Source organism: Mucilaginibacter sp., assembly GCF_028288185.1.
GTDB lineage: Bacteria > Bacteroidota > Bacteroidia > Sphingobacteriales > Sphingobacteriaceae > Mucilaginibacter.
The window spans coordinates 15,907-30,773 of the sequence record NZ_JAQBOF010000035.1 but is presented as its reverse complement, the minus strand read 5'-3'; the positions used below and the strand labels follow the sequence as shown (position 1 = coordinate 30,773).

Here is a 14,867-nt window from a genome sequence, read left to right as displayed (position 1 = left end):
ATAAAAAATAAGTCCTGTAATTATCTATCCCTATAATTACAATAGTTGAGGTTGTTAGCTTGCAGGCTGATCAAAATTAGTACCGCAATCGGCGCAGGTCCATATACGATGAAGATGTACCGGATAAGTAGATAAAAGAAATGATATAAGTATGCTGAACCAGTTTTTTTTAATGGGAGCAGGCCCATAACTTACGTTTGTTGACTGACAGTTGGGGCAACTGATCAATTCTTCATCAACGGATTGTGGGACAACTTTTTCGGCCAGTATTGCTCTGCATTTTTCAAGATCGTGTTCAAATACTTTTATTTTAACACCACCTATTGCCTGGTTATAAAATGGATTTGCAGCTAAGGTATTTTCATCTGCTAAAAAACAAGGTATACCGTTGGCTTCTAATCGACCAAGTATAATTTCGGCCAGCATAGGGTCGTAATAAGCTTCAAGAGTTACAATTTTGTCTTCCATAATAAGGTAATGTTGATCAAATGTAGTTTGTTTTTTTTAATTTGCGATAATGAATCGGATCGATCGTATATCAGCCATTTTAATACAATTACAATCGCGCAGGATAGTAAAAGCTGCTGATATTGCAGAACGTTTTAATATTAGCCTGCGTACCGTTTACCGCGATGTGAAAACCCTGGAAGAAGCCGGTATACCTTTAATTGGCGAAGCAGGGGTTGGTTATTCTATAATGGATGGTTACCGCTTGCCGCCAGTAATGTTCACCAAAGAAGAAGCCACCGCGTTTTTAACTGCCGAAAAATTTGTAGAGAAGCTAACCGATACATCTACTATGGCGCACTATAAATCGGCTATGTATAAGGTGCGGGCTATATTAAAAACTACCGAAAAGGATTTGTTGGAGGGTATGGATAATAGGATAGAGGTATTAAAAACGATGAACATGCCAGAGACGGCTAACAACGATCATATCCAAACTATACTACATAGCATATCGCAAAAAAAAGTATTGGCGCTTAACTATTTTGCCCAACATAGCCAGGAACATACCAAAAGATATGTAGAGCCTATAGGTATTTTTTTTATGAGCGGATACTGGCATTTAATAGCTTATTGCCGATTAAGAAACGCCTATCGCGATTTCAGGACCGATCGCATAAAAAACCTGACGGTAACTGAAGAGCATTTTACCGAAGAACACCCATCATTGAAAGATTATATAACCCAAACCATAAAAGACAGGGAAGTGGATGCCGTAGTTATATTGGTTGATAAAAGTATTCATTCGCATTTGGAGAATCAGAAATATTATAGCGGCTTTATATCCGAAAAGCAAATAGGCGATAATGTGGAGATGACTTTCTTAACCAATTCGCTCGAAGGTTTTGCCCGCTGGTATATGATGTACGGCGAAAAAGCGGAGATAATAACGCCTGATAGTTTAAAAGATAGGGTGAAGGAGTTGGCAGAGAAGTTATTGCAGCGGAATTTTACTGATATAACGTATTAATAGTCGCCGCCCAATTATTTTAAACCTACTGACATAGGGTTGTCATTAGCACCTGTTTTATTTGCAAACAGATAGAATTACTATCTGTTAATTTTAAACTTAAAGCAAATCATCATGACAAGCATCACTTTAAAAACAACTATTACTGTTAACGCACCTGCTGCGTTGGTTTGGAAAGCATTAACAGACCCGGCAATTGTAAAACAATACTTTTTTGGTACCAATGTACAATCAGACTGGAAAGCGGGCAGCGATATTATATGGAGCGGTGAGTGGGAAGGTAAAACCTACGAAGATCATGGAAAGATATTGGAAATAACACCGGGAACTTATATTAAATATAGTTATTGGAGCAGTATGGGCGGAACGGAAGACAAGCCCGAAAACTACCAGAATGTTAGCTATAACCTTATAGAAAAAGATGGCATAACTACTTTAGAGGTTGGCCAGGAAAATATTAAAGATGAAGCTGCCAAAGAACATTCAGAACAAAATTGGCAGTATATTTTTGGCGCGATGAAAAAAATGATTGAGGATGGGGAGGTGAAGTAAAATTCCCTTTGTCATTGCAAGTGAGGAACGAGCGTGGCAATCGCGAATTGTGCATGACCTACGCTTTTCTGCTTGCGATTGCTACGCTACGCTCGCAATGACAATAGCGTTTTTATCTCACAAAACTCAACCGCTTTCCTGCAACCTCACTAACAAACTTCCCATCGCTCCATGCCAAATTACCTGATACAATGGTATGTTTAATAGCTGACCGGAAAGTTGTCCCTTCAAACGGGCTCCATTTGCATTTGTATAGGATGTTATCTTTATTTACCTGCCATGGTTTGTGCAGGTCAACCAACACCAAATCGGCAAAATAGCCTTCACGGATAAAGCCGCGTTTTTCCATCTCGAAGCAAATAGCCACATTGTGCGCCATTTTCTCGGCTATTTGTTCTAGTGTTATTTTACCGTGGTGGTATAGTTCAAGCATAGCCGGTAAAGCGTGTTGTACCAATGGCCCGCCAGATGGTGCCTGTAAATAGGGTAGTGCTTTTTCTTCTATAGTATGCGGGGCGTGGTCGGTAGCTATAACATCAATACGGCCATCTAAAACTGCCGCTAAAATACCATCACGGTCATTTTCTGTTTTTATCGCAGGGTTCCATTTAATCAGGTTGCCCTTAGTTTCATAATCTTTATTACTGAACCATAGATGATGTACACAAGCCTCGGCAGTTATCCGTTTGTCTTTTAATGGTGTTTTATTATCAAATAAATGCGTTTCTTTTTCTGTTGATATATGCAGGATATGCAAACGTGTATTATGCTTTTTAGCTAAGGCGACAGCCATAGATGATGACAAATAACAAGCCTCTTCGCTGCGTATTTTAGGGTGTAGCCTAACGGGGATATTGTCTCCCATTAATTGTTTGTAATGGGCCAAATTACTTTGTATGGTAGCCTCATCCTCACAATGTGTAGCGATTAGCATAGGCGATTGCGCGAACAATTGCTCCAGCGTAGCCGGGTTATCCACCAGCATATTCCCGGTTGATGATCCCATAAAAACTTTAATGCCGCAAACATTTTTAATATCGGTACGTAAAACCTCATCTAAATTATTGTTAGAGGCACCCATAAAGAAGGAGTAGTTAGCTAATGAATTATTAGCAGCTATGGCATATTTATCTTCGAGTAATTGCTGAGTTAAGGCATTAGGTACTGTATTAGGCATCTCCATAAAAGAAGTAATGCCACCCGCCACAGCCGCGCGTGATTCTGAATGAATATTAGCTTTATGCGTTAACCCCGGCTCGCGAAAATGTACCTGGTCGTCAATAGCGCCAGGTAAAAGATGCAAGCCTTCCGCATTGATCACTTTATCAGCAGTTACATCAATATTCGATGCTATCTTATCGATCAAGCCATCCTTTACTAAAATATCAGCAATGTATTGCTGGTTTTCGTTTACAACGGTGGCGGCTTTGATCAGGATAGTTGACATAGAGCAAATATACAAATGCGCGGCAATAGTTACCGGCTAGTTAACTCAAAAATATCCGGATAAGCTAAGGCGGCTTTCAATATAAAATTTAGAGAGTCGGTTACGTATATTTCGTTGTTGATAGCCATTTTTAATACTTCGGGTGCAGGCACTGTTAACACTTGTATATCCTCGGTAGCATCCAGTTTTTGTACCGTGTTAAACTCGGCATTAAAAAGTATAAAACCGTAGGTAACTTGTTTTAGTTTGGTGGGGTTGTTGGCGATTTTTCCTAATGATATTAACTGGCCGGCAGTGGCTTTGATGCCGGTTTCTTCTTCTAACTCATTTAATGCTGACTGAATAACCGACTTGTTTTTTTGCTGCATACCGCCGGGCAGTTCCAATAAAATTTCGCCTAGCGCATGCTTGTATTGTTTTACCAGCACCACTTCGTTGTTTTTGGTGATGGCAAGCACTTGCACCACATCGCCTAATGGGGAAAAATAATAATCATCAATAATACTTCCATTAGCCAGCTTAACGGTATGTTTAAGCACCGGAAACCACGGACTAGGGGATACATCTTGCTCGTTAATCAGCGTCCATTTTTGTATTTCTTTATCTGCCTGCATGGGGCTAAAAATAGATTATTAAAATCAGGCAATCAAACCTTTTTGTCTTCGTGACTTTCCGTCTTTCGGACTTCCCGACTATAAACCTTATCTTTGCGGCATGGCAGTAACTTTCGAGGATCTTAAATTTAACCGGCAAATTTTAAATGCTATTGCTGATGCCGGTTATACCGAGGCTACGCCTGTACAGCAAAAAGCTATCCCCCCGATATTGAATGGTCAGGATGTAATGGGCATAGCGCAAACAGGCACAGGTAAAACCGCAGCCTATGTATTGCCCATTATTATGCGCCTTAAATATGCTCAAGGCGACCATGCCCGGGCATTGATAATAGCCCCAACACGTGAGCTGGCTATGCAGATAGAAGAGAACGTTAAAGCTTATTCTAAATACACTGACCTGCGTATCGTTTCTGTTTACGGAGGCCTTGGCCCAAAAACTCAAATTGAAATAATAAATAAAGGCGTTGACATTATTGTAGCCACGCCGGGACGTTTCATGGATATTTATCTGGCCGGCCACATTGTTACCAAAACTTTACAGGTTTTAGTGTTAGATGAAGCCGACAAAATGATGGACATGGGCTTTATGCCCCAGATAAACCGGATATTGGAAGTTGTGCCTGTTAAACGCCAAAACCTGCTGTTTTCGGCTACGATGTCTGATAAGATCCAGGAGTTATCAGGTAATTTTCTTGAATTTCCAACGGTTATCGAGGTTAGTCCACAAGCTACACCGGCCGAAACAGTCACACAAAAACTGTATCATGTGCCAAACATGAAAACCAAGATCAACCTGCTGCGCGAATTGTTAAAAGATGAGGGCGATATTACCAAGCTGATGGTTTTCTGTAAAACACGTACCGTTGCAGAGGATGTATATAAATTTTTATTGCGTAAATATGGCGAGGGCCAGGTGAGGGTGCTGCATGCCAACAAAGGGCAAAACACCCGCATTAACTCCATGAACGCGTTTAAGAACGATGAGGTTAAGATATTGGTAGCAACTGATGTGGCGTCGCGCGGTATCGATGTGAGCGATGTGAGCCATGTTATTAACTTTGATGTGCCGGTTGTTTTTGAAGATTATGTACACCGTATCGGCCGTACCGGCAGGGCCCTGCAATCGGGTGTTGCTATAACGTTTTGTAATCCGACTGAAGAGTATTATGTAGGTAAAATTCAAAAGCTAATCAAACAAACTATTCCGGTTGAGCCTATTCCAGCCGAAGTTTTTATTGAAGAAACACCTTACGAGGAACGCCAGGATCAAAATCGCGAGATAGATCTGCAAAAACGGAAAGAAGACCCGGATTTTAAAGGAGCCTTCCACGAAAAGAAAACAATGAACCAGCGCAAAAAGTTTGATGCCGAAAAAGCAAAAAAAAACGGATCGTCCGGGCCGCCTAAAAAAGGTAAGCCAAAGAATTTTAGAAAGAAATAGCTGATAATTAATATCACAATGAAGATCAGAATAACCCCTTTAAACTTTGCCACCGCGTTTTTTTTAATACTATCCGTTTACATTTGGATAAACGGTGCTGCAGTTACCGGCATGACATTTCCGCATTTGGGTGGGGCTATAAGCCTTATATTTTTACTGTTTGCCTTTGTAGTGTCATTTATGGATATAATGTTTCGTAATTTCTTCCCCGAGCTTAAAAAATTGTGGCTGATTGAGCTAAGCTTTATAACTTTGGCAACTATTATATTTTTACTTGTTAAATAATTATTAATGAAAACTGCCGAAATTAAAGTTACCGTAGAACTTGATGATAATAATGTTCCCGAAAATATCTTATGGGAATCAACCGACTCAGCCAATACAGAAGCCGTGCCTGTAAAATCAATTATGTTGGCGCTATGGGATCAGAATTATAAAAATGCTCTGCGTATTGACCTTTGGACAAAAGATATGCCTGTTGACGAAATGAAGGTGTTTTTCTATCAAACCCTTATGACCATGGGCGACAGCTTTTTACGCGCAACCGGCGAAACCAACATCATAGAAGATCTGCGTGATTACTGCGCGCACTTTGCCGAAAAAATGGAAATATCTAAATAGTAATTGCCATGAGGTTACCATCATTTATATCATTTATAGGTTTTGTATTATTAATGGCCGGTACATGGTGCCCGTTGTTGCGTCCGTTCCATTTATTTAATATGGATGTGTATGATCTAAACCGCCCTTACGGGATGGTGATACTGTTAATATCGGTGATAGGTATTCTAGGAGTGATATTAAATCGCATAAAATTAGTGCGCCTTACCGCATGGATCTCCTTAATATTAGTGCTGCTATTGTTTGTAGCGGCTTATATGAAAGTACATACCAGCTTTAGCTTTATTCCATTTAAATCTTTCGCCGGATTTTTAGCCAGCCAGATCAAATTTAAATGGGGATGGTATTTGCTATTCGCAGGGCCGGTTGTTTCGTTAGCAGGGTCGATACTTAAACCATCAAAATATTCCAGGTAGTTGTATATTTTATAAACGCTTTACAAATATTAAATACAACTGTTTACTGCCCTGTTACGTAATGGGAAAAAGTTTTTTACATATTTGTAATACCAAACTATCTATAAATGCTAAAACTATCATTTCGCAATCAGGTTATGGCCGGGTTTGGCGTATCCATTTTGCTTGTTCTTATTGTTGGTATTCTCTCTTACAATAGTATTACTCAATTAGAAAGCGACACCGTAATGGTTGATCACACCCAAAAAGTGATCAAAACATCTACCAACTTATTGCAACTATTGATAGATGCCGAAACAGGTATGCGTGGTTTTGGCGCTACCAATAAAAGAGTTTTTCTTGACCCATATAACGCCGCGCTCCCGGTTATACACGCTGATCTGGAAGGCCTAAGAGGGCTTATTGCTGATAATCCTATACAAGTTAGAAGAGTAGACTCATTAACCATATTAGTAAACGAACAATTAGGCATTTTAAAAACAAACATAGAAACGCGTGAGGCCAAAGGTTTGGACTTTATGGTTCAAAACAACATGTTTATTAATGGCAAGCAAAGTATGGATGAGATCCGCCAGGTCATTACCCACATGATTGATACGGAAAATGAGCTGCTTGGTAATCGCAAAGCCAACTCAAAAGCCGCGTCAACCAACGCTATTATATTTATTGCTGTTGGTTCATTAATATTCCTGCTGATAATTATTGTATTGTTTTATTACATACAACGCACATTTGCCGCACAAAAGAAGATTGAAGAAGAGATAAAAGTAACCAACGTTGAGTTGGAGAAAGTACTAGGCGAAAACGAAGCCAAAAACTGGCTGCTTACCGGTACCGGCCTGCTAAACGAAAAAATGCAGGGCCAGCAAGGCGAAAAACAGCTATCAGAAAATATATTAGCCGAAGTTTGCGCTTACACCAAAGCATTAAGTGGTACCCTATATTTATATAACGATAAGGAGAATCGCCTTGACCTGTATTCAACCTACGCGTTCTCTAACTTTGGGGTAATTAAAAAAATAGTCGCCTTAGGCGAAGGCTGGATTGGCGAGGTTGCCAGAAGCGGTAAGGCTACTGCTGTAAAAGGCAAGCTGAATGATAAGCTGGAACTGCAATCATCAATTTTATTGAATGATCTGATAGAAACTTATATAGTACCTTTCTTTTTTGATAAAAAGTTGAAGGGTATTATAGAGGTTGCTTATAATAATGAGCTAAAGAGCCATGATCTCGATTATTTATCAGCTATAGCAAATGATATTGGTATAGCGGTAAATACCGCCGAGGCACGCACCATAATGCATGACCTGTTTGAAGAAACCCAACAACAAGCCGAAGAACTAGCTGCACAGCAGGAAGAAATGCGCGTTACTAACGAAGAACTGATGAACAAAACAGAAATGTTAGAAGCATCAGACGAAGAGTTAAGAGTGCAGCAGGAAGAATTACGCACTATTAATGCCGAACTGGAAGAGAAAGCCAGCTTACTGGAAGAGAAAAACCAAGCTATTGAGGAAGCCCGTGCGGCCATAAATATCAAGGTTGATGAGCTGGAAACGACCGGCAAGTATAAATCTGAGTTTCTGGCTAACATGAGCCATGAGTTGCGTACGCCTTTAAATAGTATTTTGGTATTGGCCCGGATCTTAAAGGATAACAAACCGGCCAACTTATCAGAAGATCAGATAAAATATGCCAGTGTTATTTTTAATGCCGGTAATGATTTGTTAACGCTGATCAATGATATCCTTGACCTTTCAAAAATTGAATCGGGCAAGCTGGATATGCAAAATGAGGTCGTCAAAATATCTGATATCTTATCGGATATGGAATCGCTGTTCCAGGAAGTTGCATCCAATAAAAAAATACGGTTTATAACCAGCGTAAATAATGTTACACCTACTGTATTCACAGATAAAGTTAGGGTAGAGCAGGTAATCAAAAACTTGCTATCCAATGCGTTTAAGTTTACGTCAGCGAATGGCACTATCGCGATAAACGTAAGTGCGGGTAAATCGCCGCAAACAATAAACTTCTCTATAAAAGATACGGGCATAGGTATTTCTGCCGATAAACAAAAAATAATATTCGAAGCCTTTCAGCAGGCAGATGGTTCAACCAGCCGCAAGTATGGTGGTACCGGTTTAGGCCTTTCAATAAGCCGCGAACTGGCATCGTTGCTGGGTGGTTCTATAACCCTGCACAGCAAGCAGGGCGAGGGTAGCGAATTTACCTTAACTATCCCGGTTCAGGCTAAAGCGGTTATTACTGATAATGAAAACGTGTCAACTGTTGAAACTTTGACTCCGGTAAAAGAATTTTTAAAACCTATTGCTAACCCAAGACAATCAGATAGAGAGCCTTTGGTAGTTATTGTTGAAGATGATAAAAACTTTGCCAACATATTACAGGATTACTCGCGCGATCATGGTTATAAATCGGTAATCGTAAATGAAGGTACTAATGCTGTTCAGATCATTAAAGATAACAACCCAGATGCTGTAATATTAGATATTATGCTGCCCGGTAAAGATGGATGGCAAATATTAAAGGAGTTAAAGCAGGACCCTGAAACAACCAATATTCCGGTGCATTTAATGTCAGCCGGCGATGCCGCTGCTGCCAGGGTACGTAAAGAAGGAGCTATAAGCTTCCTTAAAAAACCGATAGATACCGGCACGTTGGATAAGCTGTTTGGTGATATAATGGCCAATACCGGCACCAGGTTTAAACAAATATTATTGGTTGAAGACCATAAGGTACAAAGCCAGGCATTGAAAGAAATGATGCAGAACAACGGTATTACGGTCGACCAGGCTTTTGATGGTGAATCGGCTTTCCGGATGCTGCATGAAAATGAATACCAATGTGTAATACTGGATCTTAATTTACCTGATATTTCAGGACTAGATCTATTAGACAAAATAAAAGGAGTTGACCGCTTTGCGGCATTACCGGTAATAGTAAATACAGCTATGGAATTGGACAAAACATCAGTAAGCAGATTGATGAAGTATGCCAATGCGATGGTGGTAAAAACAAATAAGTCGTCTGATAGGTTAATTGATGAAGTGAACTTGTTTTTAAATAAGATAAGTACCACTCCACAGCCGGGTACATTTGCCGCCAAAATTGCAGCTATAACAAGTAAGGATGGTGTGAAAGGTAAAAAGGTATTAATAGTAGATGACGATATGCGTAATATTTTCGCCCTAAGCAGTGCTTTGCAAGGCTATGATATGAATGTGGAGATAGCGGGAGATGGTGAAGAAGCCATAACCAAGCTGGAAGAGATTAACGACATTGATATAGTACTCATGGACATAATGATGCCTAAAATGGATGGTTATGAGGCAATGCGCTATATCAGGAAGCAAAGCAAATGGGCAAGGCTGCCGGTTATTGCGTTAACCGCGAAAGCGATGAAAGATGACAGGGAAAAATGTATTGAAGCAGGAGCTAATGATTATATAACCAAACCGGTTGATATGGACAGGTTGATTGCCTTGATGCAGCTATGGCTGGAGAAATAATATGTCAGCTACTGCCGAAACAATAACCGCCCCACAAATAGCCGAGATAATTGATCTGGTTAAAAAAATATATGGTTTTGATTTTGGCAGTTACACAAAAGCATCGTTAAAAAGGAGGATAACCCGTATAATGCAGTTAAAGAAACTGCAGTTTTATGATCTGCGGCATATACTGGTTAATGACAATGCTTTCTTTCAGCAATTCCTGGAAGAGATCACGGTGAACGTTACCGAAATGTTTCGTGATCCGTCTTTTTATAAAGAGTTTAACAATCAGGTTATACCTTACCTGGCATCTTACCAACATAGTAAAATATGGTGTGCCGGTTGCTCATCGGGCGAGGAAGCTTATTCGTTGGCTATTTTAATGGAGCAAGCGGGCCTGCGGAAAAAATCATTTATTTATGGCACAGATATTAATACCGAATGCCTAAAAGAGGCAAGGAAAGGTATTTACAGTCTTCGTAAAATAAAAAGCTATGCCGAAAATTACCAGCTTGCCGGGCTTGAGGGTTCAATAACAGATCATTTTACTATATTATATGATGCGGCAACAATCCATAGCGAATTGAAACAAAATATTTTATTTTCCGTACATAACCTGGTATCCGATAATGTTTTTAATGAATTTCAATTAATAAGCTGTCGTAATGTATTTATCTATTTCGAAATATCATTACAGGATAGGATACTTGATCTTTTTTACAACAGCCTGGCCCCGCTTGGTTTTTTATGCTTGGGTGCTAAAGAAACTATCAGAACCGACAGATTTAAGAAAAAGTTTAAGGTAATTAATCAAAAAGAAAATATATATCAAAAAATTGGCTCTTGACGATAACATAATTCAGCGCTGGCAAAATACCGATCTGTTACTGTTAGGTGGGTCGGCAGGGTCATTTAAACCAATTTATAATTTGATAAAAATATTTCCTGCTGATTTGAATAAAACGGTGATTGTAGTGATCCACCGGAAAAAGAATTTTTTTAGCGAGATAGAAAAACTATTTGCCGAAAGCAGCCGTATGTTGATGCGGGAAATTAGTGACAAAGATTTACTGAATAACAATACTATTTATATAGCGCCTGCAAACTATCACACCCTTATTGAAAAAGATAAATCTTTTAGTTTAGATGTATCAGATGCAGTATGGTACTCCAAGCCGTCAATTGATGTTACTTTCGAGAGCGTGTCTGAAATATATAAAGAACGTTGCACCGCGGTACTTTTTTCTGGAGCTAACCCCGATGGGGCAGAAGGACTACTGAAATTACGTAAAAATGGAGCGTTAACCATAGTACAAGATCCGAATGATGCTGAAATAAGGGAAATGCCGCAAGCGGCTATTGATATGAATGCAGCAGAATATATACTAAAAACGAAAGATATTTTTGAGCTTTTTCAAACTTAATGTTTTAATAACCATACCTTTACCATCATAAATGCCGATCCCTGTAAATATTCTTATTGTTGACGATAGAGAAGAAAATATTGTTGCCCTTGAAGCTTTGCTGCAACGTAACGATATTAAGATTTACTCAACAACATCCCCAAACGAAGGGCTTAAAATTGCCTGGGAAAATAATATTGCCATAGCCCTTGTTGATGTGCAAATGCCCGATATGGATGGTTTTGAGTTTGTAGAAATGCTTAAATCAAACCCGCGCACTAAAGATATATTGGTGATTTTTGTAACAGCCATATCAAAAGAAACAAAATATGCTGTTAAAGGATTGGGTGTTGGTGCTGTTGATTATTTATATAAACCGCTTGACCCATACGTTACATCAGCCAAAGTTGATTCATTTATAAAGTTAGCCCGCGCACAGACCGATATTAAGCAAAAAAATGAAGAGCTGGGAAATTTTGCCCTGGTAGTAAAAAACTCTGCTGATATTATTTGTGTTGTTGATGCTGAAACACTGCGTATAAAAAGTATTAACCCTGCTGTCGAAACTATTCTAGGCTTTAAACAAGCAGAAGTGGTTGGCAAGAGCATTATTGATCGTGTAGTTGACGAAGACAAGACGGCGTTCCGCAAAAGGTTGGGCGATATTATTAAAGACAATCTTAACCTTGCTGTTTTAGATTATCAGTTTGCCACATTCTCTAAAAATCCAATATCAGTAGAGTGCCGGGTGGCTTATCGCAATAAAACATTATTTTTTAATATTAATGATGTTACGCCACAAAAAAGCTACGAGTTGCAGCTAATTAAATCAAAAGAAGCAGCCGAGTTTGGTAAAAAAGCAAAAGAATCTTTTTTGGCTAATATGAGCCATGAGTTACGGACACCTATTAACGGTATTATTGGCTTAACAGCATTGCTGCGCAAAACAGAGGTTACCGACCAGCAAAACAATATGCTTGACCTGTTGGAGGTTTCATCGCAATCATTATTGGGAGTTATAAATGATGTACTGGATATATCAAAAATAGATGCCGGCAAATTCAGTATAGTTCGTACTTCCAATAAACTGGTCGACCTGGTACAGTCCGTTTATCGTTTACTTAAATTTAAAGCTGATGAAGAACATATAGAGTTCTTTTTGGATATAGACCCCGATATACCCGAGTATTTAATGATAGACTCGTTGCGCCTAAATCAGATATTGATGAATTTGCTAAGTAATGCTATTAAGTTTACTAAACGAGGCCATGTTAAACTAAAAATTGCCGTGCTTGATAAAAAAAGTGATAAAGCACAACTTCAATTTACTGTTGAAGATACAGGTATAGGTATACCTAAACATCGTTTAAATGATATTTTCGAATCGTTTGAGCAAGCGGATGATGATATTACAGCTAAATACGGTGGTACAGGCTTAGGCCTTGCCATTGTTAAAAAACTGGTACAATTAAAAGGCGGCGAACTTTCTGTTAATAGCAGGCCGGGCAAGGGCAGCGTATTTACCTTTACAAACAGGTATGCTATAGCTGATAAGCCACAGAAAGAGAAAGTTAAAAGATCAAACGATCACCTTCAACCATTTGATGGTATAAAGGTATTGGTAGCCGAGGATAACCTGATCAATCAATTTATGTTGACAAAAATTTTAAACGATTGGAACATTAAGCCCGATGTGGTAAACAATGGCCTTAAAGCATTAGATAAACTAAGAGAAAACGATTACGACCTGATATTGATGGATACCCACATGCCCGAAATGAACGGTTACCAGACCGCCCGAAAGATCAGGATAGATTTTGATGAACCTAAACGTAGCATCCCAATCATATCATTATCAGCCGCGTCTTTTGATCATGAGCAGCAGGAAGCTCTTTCATCAGGTATGAATGACGTATTGGCTAAACCTTTTCAGCCCGGTCAACTACACGAAAAAATGGTAAAATTATTAGATGATAAAATTAAAACTCAAGCTTAGTTTGGCCAACGCCCAAAACTTTAGCCTCGTGTTCTAATAACCATTGTTTGCGCCATAGGCCACCGGCATAACCCGTTAAGCTCCCGTTAGAGCCGATGACCCGATGGCAGGGTACAACTACCCATAAATTATTTCGACCATTTGCAGCTGCTATGGCCCTAATTGCCAGTGGGCTGTTCATTTGCTGCGATTGTTGCCCATAGCTTATAGTTTTGCCGTAGTCTATTTTCAATAACTCCTGCCAAACCTGTTGCTGAAATTCTGAGCCTTCTTGTTTGATAGGAAAATCAAAAACCTTACGAGTGCCTGCAAAATACTCATCCAATTGCCTCATAGCCTCATTAAGTAAGGGCGATGTAATAGGCTCAATCTTGCATTCCTCATCCATGATGTGTATGCGGCTAATAAAGCCATCGTCCTCTGTTATTTGAGCAATACCAACAGGTGTTTTATAATAAGTAACCGGCATAGCGTAAAGTTAATAAATGTCGAATAGATTAGAAACATACTCCGTTAAACTTACTCTCGTCTGTCATTTCGAGCGAAGGGAGAAATCTATACACTACAAAGTAAGCGCGCGATGTGTATGTATAGATTTCTCCTCGTACCTCGTTCGAAATGACATGTGTTTTTACTAACCTCCAATCACTATATTTGTCAAATATGAAACTCATTGATCAAACATGGGAGCTTTTTAAAAAGGAAGTTGTGCTGGAGTGGCGCTCGAAATACGCGTTTAACGGGGTATTGCTGTATGTAGTTTCTACCGTGTTTGTATGCTATATATCATTTAACCTCACCCCCGGTTTTGAAAAAAGCAACGGCTATAAAGTTGTATGGAACGTATTATTCTGGATCATCATTCTGTTTGCCTCAGTCAATGCCATAGCTAAAAGTTTTATGCAAGAAAGCAAGAGCCGTCTGCTGTATTATTATTCCATTGCTAGTCCCCACGCTATTATCCTGTCTAAAACATTTTACAATATTTTGTTGATGTCATTACTCAGCATATTGGCATTGGTGGTGTACCTTGTTTTTTTTACCAATACCATTGGCGATCCGCTGTTTTATTTCATAGTGGTAATATTGGGTAGTTTTAGTTTTTCAACGGTTTTCACCATGATATCGGCTATTGCATCAAAAGCCGGTAATAACGGCACATTAATGGCCATATTAAGTTTTCCGGTAATTATCCCCGTTATTTTAATACTGATACGCCTCAGCAAAAATGCTATGGATGGCCTGGACCGTAGCTTGAGTTATGGTGATATTGGTGTACTATGCGCTATAAATGCTATTGTTATGGCAACAGCTTTGTTACTCTTCCCATATTTATGGCGCGATTAACAATACCTATACTTAAAGTTCGTTTTAATCAT

General features: G+C 39.2%; 15 protein-coding genes. 11 read left to right on the top strand and 4 right to left on the bottom strand.

Features of this window, described 5'->3' with window-relative positions; translation table 11 throughout:
• Positions 1 to 54: 54 nt before the first annotated feature.
• Positions 55 to 468 carry a DUF2007 domain-containing protein gene (locus JWQ34_RS15015; protein ID WP_299358460.1) on the bottom strand — a complete coding sequence of 138 codons (414 nt, stop codon included), beginning with the start codon at positions 466 to 468 and terminating at the stop codon, positions 55 to 57.
• Positions 469 to 517: 49 nt separating this feature from the next.
• Here JWQ34_RS15015 and JWQ34_RS15010 point away from each other — a divergent pair, with 49 nt between their 5' ends.
• Both JWQ34_RS15010 and JWQ34_RS15005 read left to right on the top strand, forming a co-directional pair.
• Positions 518 to 1,477, top strand: a complete 960-nt coding sequence (locus tag JWQ34_RS15010; RefSeq protein WP_299358458.1) for a YafY family protein — start codon at positions 518 to 520, stop codon at positions 1,475 to 1,477.
• A 114-nt stretch (positions 1,478 to 1,591) separates the two neighbouring features.
• Positions 1,592 to 2,029: an SRPBCC family protein gene (locus JWQ34_RS15005; protein WP_299358456.1), complete on the top strand. Its 438-nt coding sequence runs from the start codon at positions 1,592 to 1,594 to the stop codon at positions 2,027 to 2,029.
• 112 nt (positions 2,030 to 2,141) lie between these two features.
• Here JWQ34_RS15005 and JWQ34_RS15000 read toward each other — a convergent pair whose 3' ends face one another.
• Both JWQ34_RS15000 and JWQ34_RS14995 read right to left on the bottom strand, forming a co-directional pair.
• Positions 2,142 to 3,476: a dihydroorotase gene (locus JWQ34_RS15000; protein WP_299358454.1), complete on the bottom strand. Its 1,335-nt coding sequence runs from the start codon at positions 3,474 to 3,476 to the stop codon at positions 2,142 to 2,144.
• Positions 3,477 to 3,505: 29 nt separating this feature from the next.
• Positions 3,506 to 4,090 (bottom strand): NUDIX hydrolase, encoded by a 585-nt coding sequence (locus JWQ34_RS14995; RefSeq protein WP_299358452.1) that lies wholly within the window; start codon positions 4,088 to 4,090, stop codon positions 3,506 to 3,508.
• Positions 4,091 to 4,190: 100 nt separating this feature from the next.
• Here JWQ34_RS14995 and JWQ34_RS14990 point away from each other — a divergent pair, with 100 nt between their 5' ends.
• The 8 genes from JWQ34_RS14990 to JWQ34_RS14955 all read left to right on the top strand — a co-directional run bounded on the left by JWQ34_RS14990 (position 4,191) and on the right by JWQ34_RS14955 (position 13,488).
• The gene (locus tag JWQ34_RS14990) at positions 4,191 to 5,534 is read left to right on the top strand and encodes a DEAD/DEAH box helicase (protein ID WP_299358450.1); all 1,344 of its coding nucleotides are present in this window, start codon (positions 4,191 to 4,193) and stop codon (positions 5,532 to 5,534) included.
• Positions 5,535 to 5,552: 18 nt separating this feature from the next.
• Complete coding sequence (locus JWQ34_RS14985; RefSeq protein ID WP_299358448.1) at positions 5,553 to 5,819, top strand: hypothetical protein; 267 nt, start codon at positions 5,553 to 5,555, stop codon at positions 5,817 to 5,819.
• A 6-nt stretch (positions 5,820 to 5,825) separates the two neighbouring features.
• On the top strand, positions 5,826 to 6,155 hold the full coding sequence (gene gldC / locus JWQ34_RS14980; protein WP_299358446.1) for a gliding motility protein GldC: 330 nt from the start codon (positions 5,826 to 5,828) through the stop codon (positions 6,153 to 6,155).
• 8 nt (positions 6,156 to 6,163) lie between these two features.
• Entirely contained in the window at positions 6,164 to 6,571 is a 408-nt protein-coding gene (locus tag JWQ34_RS14975; protein ID WP_299358444.1) for a hypothetical protein, read from the top strand.
• A 107-nt stretch (positions 6,572 to 6,678) separates the two neighbouring features.
• A complete protein-coding gene (locus JWQ34_RS14970) occupies positions 6,679 to 10,104 on the top strand; it encodes a response regulator (RefSeq protein WP_299358442.1) in 3,426 nt (1,141 codons plus the stop codon).
• A 1-nt stretch (position 10,105) separates the two neighbouring features.
• Positions 10,106 to 10,936, top strand: coding sequence for a protein-glutamate O-methyltransferase CheR (locus JWQ34_RS14965; protein WP_299358440.1), 831 nt, complete (start codon positions 10,106 to 10,108; stop codon positions 10,934 to 10,936).
• Positions 10,926 to 11,513, top strand: a complete 588-nt coding sequence (locus JWQ34_RS14960; RefSeq protein ID WP_299358438.1) for a chemotaxis protein CheB — start codon at positions 10,926 to 10,928, stop codon at positions 11,511 to 11,513. The genes JWQ34_RS14965 and JWQ34_RS14960 overlap by 11 nt, the downstream gene beginning before the upstream one ends.
• A 31-nt stretch (positions 11,514 to 11,544) precedes the next feature.
• The gene (locus tag JWQ34_RS14955) at positions 11,545 to 13,488 is read left to right on the top strand and encodes a response regulator (protein ID WP_299358436.1); all 1,944 of its coding nucleotides are present in this window, start codon (positions 11,545 to 11,547) and stop codon (positions 13,486 to 13,488) included.
• On the opposite strand, the gene JWQ34_RS14950 is transcribed toward JWQ34_RS14955, so the two are convergent.
• Positions 13,472 to 13,957: a methylated-DNA--[protein]-cysteine S-methyltransferase gene (locus JWQ34_RS14950; RefSeq protein ID WP_299358434.1), complete on the bottom strand. Its 486-nt coding sequence runs from the start codon at positions 13,955 to 13,957 to the stop codon at positions 13,472 to 13,474. The two genes, JWQ34_RS14955 and JWQ34_RS14950, sit on opposite strands and share 17 nt — an antisense overlap.
• A gap of 194 nt (positions 13,958 to 14,151) precedes the next feature.
• Here JWQ34_RS14950 and JWQ34_RS14945 point away from each other — a divergent pair, with 194 nt between their 5' ends.
• Positions 14,152 to 14,835, top strand: a complete 684-nt coding sequence (locus JWQ34_RS14945) for a heme exporter protein CcmB (RefSeq protein ID WP_299358432.1) — start codon at positions 14,152 to 14,154, stop codon at positions 14,833 to 14,835.
• The last annotated feature ends 32 nt before the right edge of the window (positions 14,836 to 14,867 follow it).

Bases quoted from the DNA above. Each gene is read 5' to 3' on its own strand.
- JWQ34_RS15015 (WP_299358460.1), bottom strand. From the start codon at position 468: ATGGAAGACAAAATTGTAACTCTTGAAGCTTATTACGACCCTATGCTG.
- JWQ34_RS15010 (WP_299358458.1), top strand. From the start codon at position 518: ATGAATCGGATCGATCGTATATCAGCCATTTTAATACAATTACAATCG.
- JWQ34_RS15005 (WP_299358456.1), top strand. From the start codon at position 1,592: ATGACAAGCATCACTTTAAAAACAACTATTACTGTTAACGCACCTGCT.
- JWQ34_RS15000 (WP_299358454.1), bottom strand. From the start codon at position 3,476: ATGTCAACTATCCTGATCAAAGCCGCCACCGTTGTAAACGAAAACCAG.
- JWQ34_RS14995 (WP_299358452.1), bottom strand. From the start codon at position 4,090: ATGCAGGCAGATAAAGAAATACAAAAATGGACGCTGATTAACGAGCAA.
- JWQ34_RS14990 (WP_299358450.1), top strand. From the start codon at position 4,191: ATGGCAGTAACTTTCGAGGATCTTAAATTTAACCGGCAAATTTTAAAT.
- JWQ34_RS14985 (WP_299358448.1), top strand. From the start codon at position 5,553: ATGAAGATCAGAATAACCCCTTTAAACTTTGCCACCGCGTTTTTTTTA.
- gldC (WP_299358446.1), top strand. From the start codon at position 5,826: ATGAAAACTGCCGAAATTAAAGTTACCGTAGAACTTGATGATAATAAT.
- JWQ34_RS14975 (WP_299358444.1), top strand. From the start codon at position 6,164: ATGAGGTTACCATCATTTATATCATTTATAGGTTTTGTATTATTAATG.
- JWQ34_RS14970 (WP_299358442.1), top strand. From the start codon at position 6,679: ATGCTAAAACTATCATTTCGCAATCAGGTTATGGCCGGGTTTGGCGTA.
- JWQ34_RS14965 (WP_299358440.1), top strand. From the start codon at position 10,106: ATGTCAGCTACTGCCGAAACAATAACCGCCCCACAAATAGCCGAGATA.
- JWQ34_RS14955 (WP_299358436.1), top strand. From the start codon at position 11,545: ATGCCGATCCCTGTAAATATTCTTATTGTTGACGATAGAGAAGAAAAT.
- JWQ34_RS14950 (WP_299358434.1), bottom strand. From the start codon at position 13,957: ATGCCGGTTACTTATTATAAAACACCTGTTGGTATTGCTCAAATAACA.
- JWQ34_RS14945 (WP_299358432.1), top strand. From the start codon at position 14,152: ATGAAACTCATTGATCAAACATGGGAGCTTTTTAAAAAGGAAGTTGTG.